Source organism: bacterium (assembly GCA_019912885.1).
Classification (GTDB): Bacteria; Lernaellota; Lernaellaia; order JACKCT01; family JACKCT01; genus JAIOHV01.
This window is the reverse complement of sequence record JAIOHV010000166.1, coordinates 1-11,487: the sequence shown is the minus strand read 5'-3', so window position 1 is coordinate 11,487 and position 11,487 is coordinate 1. Positions and strand designations below refer to the sequence as shown.

At 66.7% G+C, this 11,487-nt stretch carries 9 protein-coding genes; all 9 read left to right on the top strand.

Going from position 1 to position 11,487, the window contains the following annotated elements:
* Positions 1-865: 865 nt before the first annotated feature.
* The 9 genes from K8I61_14565 (at position 866) to K8I61_14525 (ending at position 11,291) form a co-directional block, all read left to right on the top strand.
* Positions 866-1,138 (top strand): AtpZ/AtpI family protein, encoded by a 273-nt coding sequence (locus K8I61_14565; protein ID MBZ0273258.1) that lies wholly within the window; start codon positions 866-868, stop codon positions 1,136-1,138.
* The gene (locus K8I61_14560) at positions 1,135-1,563 is read left to right on the top strand and encodes an ATP synthase subunit I (GenBank protein MBZ0273257.1); all 429 of its coding nucleotides are present in this window, start codon (positions 1,135-1,137) and stop codon (positions 1,561-1,563) included. The genes K8I61_14565 and K8I61_14560 overlap by 4 nt, the downstream gene beginning before the upstream one ends.
* Complete coding sequence (atpB, locus tag K8I61_14555; protein ID MBZ0273256.1) at positions 1,560-2,399, top strand: F0F1 ATP synthase subunit A; 840 nt, start codon at positions 1,560-1,562, stop codon at positions 2,397-2,399. The genes K8I61_14560 and atpB overlap by 4 nt, the downstream gene beginning before the upstream one ends.
* A 49-nt stretch (positions 2,400-2,448) precedes the next feature.
* On the top strand, positions 2,449-2,766 hold the full coding sequence (gene atpE, locus K8I61_14550; protein ID MBZ0273255.1) for an ATP synthase F0 subunit C: 318 nt from the start codon (positions 2,449-2,451) through the stop codon (positions 2,764-2,766).
* A 156-nt stretch (positions 2,767-2,922) separates the two neighbouring features.
* Positions 2,923-6,495 (top strand): transcription-repair coupling factor, encoded by a 3,573-nt coding sequence (gene mfd, locus K8I61_14545; protein ID MBZ0273254.1) that lies wholly within the window; start codon positions 2,923-2,925, stop codon positions 6,493-6,495.
* Between the two features lie 33 nt (positions 6,496-6,528).
* Complete coding sequence (locus tag K8I61_14540) at positions 6,529-7,551, top strand: peptidylprolyl isomerase (GenBank protein ID MBZ0273253.1); 1,023 nt, start codon at positions 6,529-6,531, stop codon at positions 7,549-7,551.
* A gap of 148 nt (positions 7,552-7,699) precedes the next feature.
* Positions 7,700-8,731 carry a peptidyl-prolyl cis-trans isomerase gene (locus K8I61_14535; GenBank protein MBZ0273252.1) on the top strand — a complete coding sequence of 344 codons (1,032 nt, stop codon included), beginning with the start codon at positions 7,700-7,702 and terminating at the stop codon, positions 8,729-8,731.
* 120 nt (positions 8,732-8,851) lie between these two features.
* Positions 8,852-10,327 carry an aminoacyl-histidine dipeptidase gene (locus tag K8I61_14530; protein MBZ0273251.1) on the top strand — a complete coding sequence of 492 codons (1,476 nt, stop codon included), beginning with the start codon at positions 8,852-8,854 and terminating at the stop codon, positions 10,325-10,327.
* Positions 10,328-10,388: 61 nt separating this feature from the next.
* The gene (locus K8I61_14525) at positions 10,389-11,291 is read left to right on the top strand and encodes an outer membrane lipoprotein-sorting protein (GenBank protein MBZ0273250.1); all 903 of its coding nucleotides are present in this window, start codon (positions 10,389-10,391) and stop codon (positions 11,289-11,291) included.
* Positions 11,292-11,487 lie beyond the last annotated feature (196 nt).

Sequence of the window (11,487 nt, the reverse complement as noted above, 5' to 3'; positions counted from 1 at the left end):
GCGCGGTCGGCACCGCATTCGCGATGTCAGGGCCGCAAACGCAGGCCCCCGCTCCGAGCGGGGCCGGAGTGCGCGGTCGGCACCGCGTTCGCGATGTCAGGGCCGCAAACGCAGGCCCCCGCTCCGGGCGGGGCCGGAGTGCGCGGTCGGCACCGCGTTCGCGATGTCAGGGCCGCAAACGCAGGCCCCCGCTCCGGGCGGGGCCGGAGTGCGCGGTCGGCACCGCATTCGCGATGTCAGGGCCGCAAACGCAGGCCCCCGCTCCGAGCGGGGCCGGAGTGCGCGGTCGGCACCGCGTTCGCGATGTCAGGGCCGCAAACGCAGGCCCCCGCTCCGAGCGGGGCCGGAGTGCGCGGTCGGCACCGCCCCGGGCAAAGTCGCGTTCGCCTTGTCGCGTTGCCAACCGCGCACTCCGCTTCGCTTCCTTCGCTTCGCTCAGGACTTGCGGCCCTGACATCTTGCCGCCCTGGCATCTTGTGGCAATGACATCGCATTTGAAGACACGCCCGAATGCCGGCGCGGGATCACCCGCTCCCTGACGGTCGCGGCTCCGACATCAGGAAGACGCGTGGGGTCGCGATTCCAATTCCCTTTGTGCCGTTTGTGCCTTCGTGTTGAATTGCGATTCCGCGATTCCGACATTCCGACATTCCGACATTCCATTCCCAATTCCGCATTCGCAATTCCCCATTCCCCCCTGTGTCCTCCGTGTCTTCTCCGTGCGCTCCGTGTACCGTCGAAATGCCATGGGATGACGACCTGGCCGCCTTGCGATCGCGCCGATTTTCGCCCATTTTCGTGGGGTAGATTTCCAATTCCTTTTGCGTAATATACGCGCACGCCAACGGGGGGTCCGGCGGCGGCGATGGATCCGCAATCGAAAAAGCTTCTGAGGGAAGCGGGCGGGATCTCCGCTGTCGGTCTCGAGATGGGGATCTCGGTGGCGATCGGCTTTCTCGGCGGCCGCTGGCTCGACGGGAAATTCGGTACCGCACCAACGCTTCAAATCCTCGGAATATTTTTCGGCCTCGGCGCCGCCTTCATGGCGGTTCTCAAGGTCTACAAGAAGGCCAGGCGCCTCGGCAGCCCCGAGCCCGGCAAGACTTCCGAAAAGGCGGGAGACGACAGGCCACGATGACGCCCCGAAACGCCCATCTCGACGCGATCGAAAAGCGCATGATCGTCGCGTACGTGCTTTTGGCCGCCCTGGCCGTCTTCGCCTTCGGCGCGCGGGGCTTTGCCTCGGTGCTCGCCGGCGGCCTGTTCGCCCACGCGAACTTCCGCCTGCTGCGTATCCTCATCGGCCGCGCCCTGCTTGATCCGAACCATCCGAAACCCGGCGTGCTCGCGCTTCTTCCCGTCAAGCTTCTGGCCATCGGCGCCGCGCTTTTGCTCATCGTCCGTTCCGGCTGGGTGGACATGCCCGCGTTCGCTGTCGGGGTCGGCAGTCTGATCGTCGCGATCCTCTCCGCGATCGTCGTCCCCGGCGAAAAGCCCGGCGAAGCCGGCGCGCCCGGCAACGCCGTCGCCGGGGACCACGCCGTCGCCGGAGGCGCCAAATGAACCCGCGTATTTCCCGGCCGATCCTCGCCGCGTCCGCGCTTTTCGGCGCGACGCTTGCCGCCACGCCCGCGTACGCCGAGGGCGGCGGCCTGCACACCTGGAGCGTCATCCCGCCGATCAACGCCGCGCTGCAAAAGGCGCTCGGGGTTCACGAGGATCTGACGCACATCATCATGTTCACGTTCGTCGCGCTCATCCTCGCGGTGAGCGGCGCGATCGTCGGCGGCAAGTACAAAAAGAAGCTCGAAACCGGCGACATCGCCCCGGAGCCGCGCTTTTCCTTCGCGAACTTTATCGAGACGATCATCTCCGTCGTGCAGGGCCTGCTCGAGGAGATCGTCGGGCACCACGGCCGCAAGCACCTGACGCTCGCGGCGACGCTGACCCTCGTCATCCTTTTCAACAATCTCGCCGGCCTCATCCCCGGACTTGGCCTGGCGACCTCGAACATCAATGTCACGCTCGGCCTCGCGCTCGTGATCTTCTTCGCGTACCACGCGTTCGGCATCAAGGCGCACGGCGTCGGTGCGTATCTTGCGCACTTCATGGGGCCGCTGAAGGGCCCGCTGAAATACGCGATGGCGCCGATCATGATCCCCATTGAGCTCATCAGCCATGTCGCCCGGCCGATGTCGCTCTCGCTTCGTCTGTTCGGAAACATGATGGGCGATCACACGATCCTCGGCGTTTTCATGGTCGGGATCGGAATCGGCTTCCCCGTGCTCTACCCGCTGCCGTTCCTGGCGCTCGGCACGCTCGTATCCATTGTCCAGACGCTCGTGTTCCTTCTGCTTTCGCTCGTGTACATCGCACTGGCGACGGCCGAGGAGCACTAGGCCGAAGGACGAAAAGCTTTCGACCCCATCCCGAGGAGGATTCGCCGTTATGAACAAGAGAGTCGTCGCCGTCCTGGTCCTGGTTTTTGTCATCGGCATCGCGAGCGCCGCTTTCGCCCAGGAAGCCGGTCTCGATAACGAGGCCAAGAAATTCGTCGCGCTGGCCGCCGGCCTGTGCATCGCCATCGCCGCGTTCGGCGGAGCGCTCGGCCAGGGCCGCGCGGCCACCGCGGCGCTCGAAGGCATCGCCCGCAACCCCTCGGCGTATCAGCAGCTCTTCACGCCGATGATCCTTAGCCTCGCCCTCATCGAGTCGCTCGTCATCTACGCGCTCGTCATTTCGTTCCTGCTCGTCTTCAAGGTCTGAGCGCAAACAAGACTCCGCGACCGATCGCGGGAGGACCGCCGCCGGCGGTCCTCCCGCGTTTTTGCGTTCGACAGGACTTATGAGACCTATAGGTCCTATGGGTCCCATAAGTCCTATGATGGGTCCAACACGCGCCCGGCAACGCGACGCTGAAATATGACCGAACGATCGAACGCCGCCGCCGACTTCCGAGGGCTGCTGCCCGAAGCGGGAGAGGTGCGTCGATCGGTCGTGGACACGCGCGAGGATCTGGCTGTTTCCGGCCTCGCCGGAGCGTCGCTTTCGATCGCGCTTGCCGAGATTCTCCTCGCGCACCCCGGCGCGGCCCTTGTCGTGACGGCGGACGGCGCCGCCGCCCGCCGCGTCGCCGACGACCTGCGTTTCCTCTTTGAACGCACCGGCCACGACGAGCGCGTCCGCGTTTATCCGCCCTACGACATCGCGCCGTACGAGTCGCTCTCGCCCCACGGGTCCATCATCGCGGCGCGCATGGCCGCCCTCGCGGAACTCGCCGTGCCGCGTTCGCGCGCCATTGTCGTCGCCGCCGCGGGCGCGTTGCTCAAACGCACGCTGCCGCGCGAGCGCCTGTCCGCCACGAGCCTGCGATTGAAGGTCGGCGACGAGGTCGACCGCGATCTTGTCGTGCTTTCGCTCGACGAATGCGGCTATCGCCGCGCGCCGCTCGTGGAGGACATCGGCGAGTTCGCCGTGCGCGGCGGCGTGGTCGACTTCTGGAGCCCCCTTTCCGACGACCCGCTGCGCATCGAGCTTTCCGGGGACGAGATCCGCTCCATCCGCGCGTTCCACCCCGGAAACCAGACGACGCGAAGGCACCTCGACCGGGCGCGCGTTTTCCCCTGCCGCGAGATGACGATGGGCAAGGACGCCGCCGCCCGGCTCGCCGCACGGGCCAAAACGCTCGCCGACGAACAGAACGTCGATCGCCGCGTGCGCGACCGCCTCGTCGAGGAGGTCGAGGAGGGCATTTCCGCTCCCGGCATCGAGTTCCTCCTGCCGCTTTTCCACGAGCGCCTGGACGCCGTCACCGATTTCCTTCCCGGCGACGCGCTCGCGATCGCCGTCGAGCCGGAGCTCGTCGATGCGATGCTCGAGATCGAGCACGATCTCCACAAGCGCCGGTTCGAGGACGCCCGCGAGGCCGGCAAGCTCGTCGTGCCGCCGGACGAACTGTACCTGTCGCCCGACGAATTCGACGAAGCGCAAAACCGTTTTCGCCGCGTCGCGCTCGGCGCCGCCGCGCCGCTACCCAAGGGCCGCGGCGTCAAGCTCGCCTTCGAGACGCACTCGCTCGCCGGGCTGCGCGACGAGATCCTCGCCCACGCGCGCGAGGAGCACCCCCTCGCGCCGCTGACGACGCGCCTCAAAAGGTGGCTGGCCGACGACTGGCGCGTCGCGATCGCCGCGCGGGCGCCGTCGGGCGTGGACCGGCTGCGCCGCCTGCTGGAGGGTTACGGCTTTTCGCTGGCGATCGGCGAGGACGTCACCGCGCCCTCCGTCCTTTCGCGTCCCGCGTCCGTGCGCGTGCCGATCGTCGTCGGCCCGCTATCCCACGGGGCCGTCGTGCCCGCGTGGCGCACCGCGATCGTCACGGAAGAGGAGATTTTCGGCCCGCGCAAGCACGCGGAGGCGTATCGCGGCAAGCGCGGCGAGCCGGTCGCGGATTTCGCGGACCTGGCCCCCGGCGACGCCATCGTGCACGCCAAACACGGCGTCGGCATCTTCAAGGGCCTGTCCAGCCTTCGCGTCGGCGGCGCGGACACCGAATATCTGAATCTCGAATATGCCGGCGGCGACAAGCTCTACCTGCCCGTCGATCGCCTGTCGCAGGTTCATCGCTATGTCGGCGCGGGCGGCCTGCCCATCGTCGATCGCCTCGGCGGCGCCACCTGGGAAAAAGCGCTCGAAAAGGCGCGCGTCGCCGCCCGGCGCATGGCCCGCGATCTGCTCGCCCTCTACGCAAAGCGGCACGCCGAGCCGGGATTCGCGTTTGCGCCCGGCGGCGAGGCGTTCGAGGAGTTCGAAGGCACCTTTCCGTTCGACGAGACGCCCGACCAGCTCACCGTCATCGCCGAAACGCTCGACGACATGGCGGCGGGAAGGCCGATGGATCGCCTGGTCTGCGGCGACGTCGGATTCGGCAAGACGGAGGTCGCCATGCGCGCCGCCTTCCTCGCGGTGCAAAACAAGAAGCAGGTCGCCGTCCTCGTGCCCACGACGACGCTCGCCTTCCAGCACGGGCGCACCTTCGCGCGGCGCATGTCGCCGTTCGGCGTCAACGTCGCGGTGCTCTCGCGCTTTGTGTCGAGCCACGACCGCAAGAAGGTGCGCGACGAGCTGGCCGCCGGGCTCGTGGACGTCGTCATCGGAACGCACCAGCTTTTGTCCGCGCGCATCCGGTTTGCCGACCTCGGCCTTTTGATCGTGGACGAGGAGCAGAACTTCGGCGTCGCGCAAAAAGAGCGCATCAAGAAGCTGCGCGAGATCGTGGACGTCCTGACCCTGACCGCGACGCCGATTCCCCGCACGCTGCACATGAGCCTCGTGGGCATCCGCGACCTGTCCGTCATCAACACGCCGCCGGAAGACCGCCTGTCGGTGCGCACCTTCGTCACGCGCTGGGACGACGACATCATCCGTGAGGCGATCGGCCGCGAGCTGACCCGCGGCGGCCAGGTGTTCGTGATCCACAATCGCGTGCAGTCGATCGACGGCATCGCCGACCGCGTCCGCCGCCTCGTGCCGCACGCCCGCGTGCGCGTCGGCCACGGCCAGATGGCCGGCGAGGAGATCGAGGAGCTTCTGATCGATTTTGCCGAGCGGCGGTTCGACATCCTCGTCGCCACGACCATCGTCGGCTCCGGCCTCGATTTCCCCCAGGCCAACACCATGATCATCAACCGCGCCGACATGCTCGGCCTTTCGCAGCTCTACCAGCTTCGCGGGCGCGTCGGGCGCAGCAAGGTCCGCGCGTATTGCTACCTCATCGTCCCGCGCGAGGGGCGCGTCACGGAGGATGCCGTCAAGCGCATCAGCGCGATCAAGACGTTTTCCGAGCTCGGCTCCGGCTACAAGATCGCGGCGAAGGACCTGGAGATTCGAGGCGCGGGCAACCTGCTTGGCGCCGAGCAGTCCGGCCACATCGCCCTGGTCGGCTACGAACTCTACCGCGAACTGCTCGACGAGGAAGTCGCGCGGCTCAAGGGCGAGCCCTTCGAGCGGCCGATCGACACGGAGGTCAATATCCCCGTGCCCGCCCTCTTGCCCGACGCCTACGTGCCCGACGAGCACCTGCGCCTGTCGCTCTACAAGCGTATCTCCGACGCGGCGGCGGATGACGAGCTGGAGAGGCTGCGCGACGAGATCGTGGACCGCTTCGGCCCGCCGCCGCCGGAGGTTGAACGTCTGTTCGCGATCGTGGGTCTACGCCTCGTGGGACGAAGCCTGGGGGTGAAACAGATCGACTACAGCCGCGACGCGATCGTGTACACGTTCGACGAACGCACGCCCATCGCCGCGAGCGCGCTCGTGTCGATCGTGGCCGCGAAGCCGGCCGTGTATCGCCTGCTTCCCGACGGAAAACTGCTCGAAAAGGTACCCGGCAAGTCCGGGGACGCGATCGTCGCGGCCGTCCGGGATGGGTTGAACGCCCTTGAGAATTGTGTTACCAACCGCCAGCCTTTCCCAAGGCCGGATTCCAACGCGAACTGACCAATACGGTATTTCGAGGGGGTACCAACCTTTATGAAGACCTATCGCCATTCGTTACGCGCCATTTTGGCGATCTTCGCGACGCTCGCGTTTTTCGCCTGCGATTCGCAATCGACGACCTCGACCGGCGGCGGCGCCGCGGCGCCCGCCCGCAACAAGTCGGGCACGCAGCTCGCCAAGGTCGGCGGCGAGACGATCACGCTCGAGGAGTTCAACGGCAAGCTCGAGCGCATCCCGCCCTTTTACAAGAAGCGCCTCGCGACCAAGAAGGGCAAGATGGAATATCTCGATCGCCTCGTGACCGAGGAGCTTTTCTACCAGGAAGCCCTGTCGCGCGGGTTCGAGAAGGACGAAGAGGTGCAGGAGCAGCTCGAATCCATCCGCAAGTCCATCCTCGCCGGCAAGATCAAAAAAGAGATGATGGAGACCAAATCGGACGTCACCGACGAAGAAGGCAAGGCCTACTACGACGCGCATCCGGAGGAGTTCGAAACGCCCGAAACCGTCACCGTGCGCCATATCCTCGTGCGCACGCGCCAGGGCGATTCCGAGGATCAGAAAAAGGCCGCCGCGGACAAGGCGAAAAAGGCCTACGACGAGATCAAGGGCGGGCTTTCCTTTGACAAGGCCGTCGAAAAGTACTCCGACGACAAGGGTAGCGCCCGCAAGGGCGGGCTGCTTCCGCCGATTCGCAAGGGCTTAAAGTCCAAGGAGTTCGACGATGTCGCGTTCGCGATGACCGAGAAGGACGACGTCAGCACGCCCTTTGAGGATCGCCGCGGCTGGAATATCGTCCAGTTCGTCGAAAAGACCCCCGCCGAACCCAAGGAATACGAAAAGGTTGAAGCGCAGATCAAGCGCAAGCTCGCGCAGGAAAAGCAGCAGAAGGCGATGGAAAACTTCACCGCGGAGTTGCGCACGAAGTACCCCGTCGACATCAAGGACGATCTCCTGGTCGATGAAGAGGTCAGCGACGAGCCCGAAATGCCCGGCCTCCCGATGATGCCCGGCGGCCACCCCGGCGCGGCCGGCACCAGCGGCGAGGGCGACGAGTAATAGAAACGCCCGGCACGACATCCTCGCAACGGCGGCCCCATCGGGCCGCCGTTGCCGTTTGCACCCGGCAATGGACAACATGGACATTATGGACACAATGGACCGCGCAAACGCACGCCATTCGACTTCAACCATGTCCGCTCCTTCCATGAAACCTGCTTCGAAAAACGACCTTCGCGCCCTTTGCGTCTTCGCGGTGAAAACCTGCGTGCTCGCCCTCGCGCTGTCCGCCTGCGGCACGCCGCCGCCGCCGGCCTTTCCCGAAGGCGTGCTCGCGCTCGTCAACGGCGAGGCGATCACCGAGGACGAATTTTTTGATGCGTTTCGCGAGGCGCGCGCCGGCAACGCCGAGGTCATCCCCGATGACGTCATGACGCGCCTGCAACTCAAGACGCTCTTCCTCGCCGAGCTTGTCGAAGGCCGCCTCGTCGCGCAGCAGGCCGGCGCTCACAAGATCGCCGTCGAGCCCGCCGAGATCGACGCGCGCGTCGCGAAGCTCGCGGAGGGTTATCCCGCGGACGAATTCGACCGCCTGATCGCCGCGCGCCAGATCGATCGCGACGACCTGCGCCGGCGCGCCGCGCGCCAGCTTCTCGTCGAAAAGATCACCGACAGCCTCGTGCTGCCGCGCGTTGCGGTCGTGCCCGCCGAGATCGAGGCCGAATATCAGCTTCGCGCCGACCGCTACCGCGAGCCCGAGCGCGTGCGCGCCGCCCAGATTCTCGTCGCCGGCGAGGCCGAGGCCGAAAAGCTCGTCGTCGAACTGTACGGCGGCGCGGATTTCGCCGCGCTCGCCCGGCAGCATTCCATCGCGCCAGAGGCCGCGCGCGGCGGCGACCTCGGCTGGTTCGCGCGCCACGAGATGCCCCCGGAAATCGCCAAAACCGCCTTCGAAATGGCCATCGGCCAGACCTCCGGCGTCGTCCGTACGAGCTACGGCGCGCACGTCATCCGCGTGCTCGACCGTCGCGCCGAGGGCGTCGTCCCGCTCGACAAGGTGCGCGACGAGATCCGCGCGGACATCCGCCGGCGCAAGGCCGCCGCGCTCTACGATGCGTGGGTCGACAAGGTCCGCGCCGAGTCCGACATCCGCTACAACCAGGAACGCCTCGTCGCGCTGCCGCTTCAGGCGCAACCGGCAACCGGCGACGCGCTTCCGGCGACCGGAGAAACGCTGTGAGCGCGCGGCCTGGGCGCGGTCAAGGGGGCGTCGATTGTCCATGTCCATCCAGTCCATCTTGTCCATAATGTCCATCGCCCCTCCGGCCGATCGCCCGAATCATCGCGAAAGGACCACCTCATGACCTCGCCTCTTCAAAACCTCACCCCGGCGCCGGTCTGGCGCATCTTTGAAGACCTCACCCGCATCCCGCGTCCGAGCAAGCACGAGGAACGCGTGCTCGCGCACCTGAAGGCGGTCGCCGGCAAGGCCGGCCTTGCCGTCACGCAGGACAAAACCGGCAACCTCATCGTCCGCGTGCCCGCCTCGCCCGGCTGCGAAAACGCGCCGGCGGTCGTGCTCCAGGCGCACGTGGACATGGTCTGCGAAAAGAACGCGGACGTGGATTTCGATTTCGACAAGGACGCCATCCGCTTGCGCCGCGACGGCGACTGGATCAAGGCCACCGGCACGACGCTCGGCGCGGACAACGGCATCGGCGTCGCCGCCGCGATGGCCGTCGCGCTCGCCGGCGACGTGCGTCACGGGCCGCTCGAGGTGCTTTTGACCGTGGACGAGGAAACCGGCCTCACCGGCGCGGCGAACCTCGATCCCGACATCGTCACCGGCCGCATCCTCATCAACCTGGATTCCGAGGAGACGAACATCCTTTACATCGGCTGCGCGGGCGGCGGCGGCGTGAAAACCGCGATCCCCGCGCCGCTCGTCGACGCGCCCGGCGGCGCGGCGGGTTATCGCCTGCGTATCTCGGGGCTGAGGGGCGGGCACTCCGGCTGCGATATCCACGAAAACCGCGGCAACGCCGTGCGCCTTCTCGCCCGCGCCATCAAGGCGCTCGACCCTCTGGGCGCGCGCCTTGCCGATTTCCACTCCGGCGACAAGCACAACGCCATCCCGCGCGAGGGCGTCGCCGTGCTGGCGCTGGACGCCGACATCGAGGACAAGGCTCGCGCCGTCGTGGGCGCGTGCCTCGCCGCGTTTCGCGCCGAGCATCCGGAGGAGAAAAATCTCGCCCTTGCCCTTCAGCCGACCGAACGCCCCAACGGCGTGCTCGCGCCCGACGCGCAGGCCGCCGCCGTCAACGCGCTCATCGCATTTCCCAACGGCGTGCTCGCCATGAGCCGCGAATTGCCCGGGCTCGTGGAGACATCCAACAGCCTCGCCGCCGCGCGCCTTGCCGGCGGAGAGATCGTCGCGCACAACAGCCCGCGATCCTCAAACGACGCCGCGCTCGCCGAGGCGATCGCGCGCATTTGCGCCGTCGGCGAACTGGCCGGTGCGAAAAACGACGTGCAGGACGCCTACCCCGGCTGGCAGCCGCGCGCCGATGCGCCGATCGTGCGCCTTGTCGAAAACGCGCACGAAGCCCTGTTCGGCAACGCCCCCAGGATCACCGCCATTCACGCCGGCCTCGAGTGCGGCATCATCGGCAAGAATTTCCCGGAGATGGACATGGTCTCGTTCGGGCCGGACATCGTCCATCCGCACTCGCCGGATGAGGCCGTGAACATCGCAAGCGTCGAAAAATTCTGGCGCCTGCTCGTCGATGTCCTCGAACGCGTCGGCAAGGGAGAGTACGCGAGCCATGCGGGCTGAGAATTTTACCGCGAAGGCGCGAAGGGAACGCAAAGAACGCAAAGGAAAAACCGAATGGACTTTGCGTCCTTCGCGATGGCTTGGCGCCTTCGCGTTCTTCTTCGCCATCCTCCTCGCATCGATGCCCTCACTCTCCGCGGACACGCCGCCGGACGCCAATGCGCTTCTTTCCGCCGCCCTCAACCTGCCGCCGGGCACGACGCTCGTGGCGCCCGTCGCGGTGACGCACTACCGAAAGGACGCGAGGACGCGCACCGCGCGTCTCGTGTACGAGCGCCGCGCCGATCCGGGCGCCGACCGCTTGCGCGTCACCGTTTCCGAGCCGGAAGACGCCGCCGGCCGCGCGTATATCTCGCTCGTGCCGACCGGCGACGGACCCGCGGTGGGCGTCGGCACGCCCGACGAGCCCATGATCAGCATCGGATCGACGGTGCGCGTCGTCCGTCCGCCGCAAAGCGGCATCGGCATCACGAGCACGCCGGTCGCGGGCGCGGTGCGCCGCTACCTTCTCGTCCCGGGACGCGGCTCGCCAAAGACGATCGTCGGCCGGCAGGCCTCGCGCGAAATCCTCGACACGCACATCGCGATCCAGGATCTGGACCGCCGCTACACCGAATTCCCCGTGGTGCGCGTCATCGGCCGGCCGACAATCGACGGCAGGTCGACGATCCTCATCGAGGCGACGCCCGACCCCGGCTCCGGCCGCAAGGGCGCGATGCGCTACTGGGTTCAAAACGACGCGCCCGTGCTTGTCCGCGTGCAATCGCTCGACAAAAAATCGCGCGTCGAAAAAGAGATCCGCTACGGCAACGTCGTCGCCGGCGAACACCCGCCATTCGCCACGAAATGGGAAATCCTGCTCCCGGATCGCGGCACGCGAACCGTGCTCAATTTCGAAAACCCGCGATTCGGCGCCGATGTGCCCGAATCGAAATTCAACGTCGGAGCGGTGCCGCCGAAATGAAATTGCGAATTGGGAATTGGGAATTGGGAATACGGAACGAAACGCTAAACGCGCGGGCTCGTCATCCTGAGCGGAGCGGTTGTCATCCTGAGCGGAGCGGTTGTCATCCTGAGCGGAGCGGTTGTCATCCTGAGCGGAGCGGTTGTCATCCTGAGCGGAGCGGTTGTCATCCTGAGCGGAGCGGTTGTCATCCTGA

Bases quoted from the DNA above. Each gene is read 5' to 3' on its own strand.
- K8I61_14565 (MBZ0273258.1), top strand. From the start codon at position 866: ATGGATCCGCAATCGAAAAAGCTTCTGAGGGAAGCGGGCGGGATCTCC.
- K8I61_14560 (MBZ0273257.1), top strand. From the start codon at position 1,135: ATGACGCCCCGAAACGCCCATCTCGACGCGATCGAAAAGCGCATGATC.
- atpB (MBZ0273256.1), top strand. From the start codon at position 1,560: ATGAACCCGCGTATTTCCCGGCCGATCCTCGCCGCGTCCGCGCTTTTC.
- atpE (MBZ0273255.1), top strand. From the start codon at position 2,449: ATGAACAAGAGAGTCGTCGCCGTCCTGGTCCTGGTTTTTGTCATCGGC.
- mfd (MBZ0273254.1), top strand. From the start codon at position 2,923: ATGACCGAACGATCGAACGCCGCCGCCGACTTCCGAGGGCTGCTGCCC.
- K8I61_14540 (MBZ0273253.1), top strand. From the start codon at position 6,529: ATGAAGACCTATCGCCATTCGTTACGCGCCATTTTGGCGATCTTCGCG.
- K8I61_14535 (MBZ0273252.1), top strand. From the start codon at position 7,700: ATGAAACCTGCTTCGAAAAACGACCTTCGCGCCCTTTGCGTCTTCGCG.
- K8I61_14530 (MBZ0273251.1), top strand. From the start codon at position 8,852: ATGACCTCGCCTCTTCAAAACCTCACCCCGGCGCCGGTCTGGCGCATC.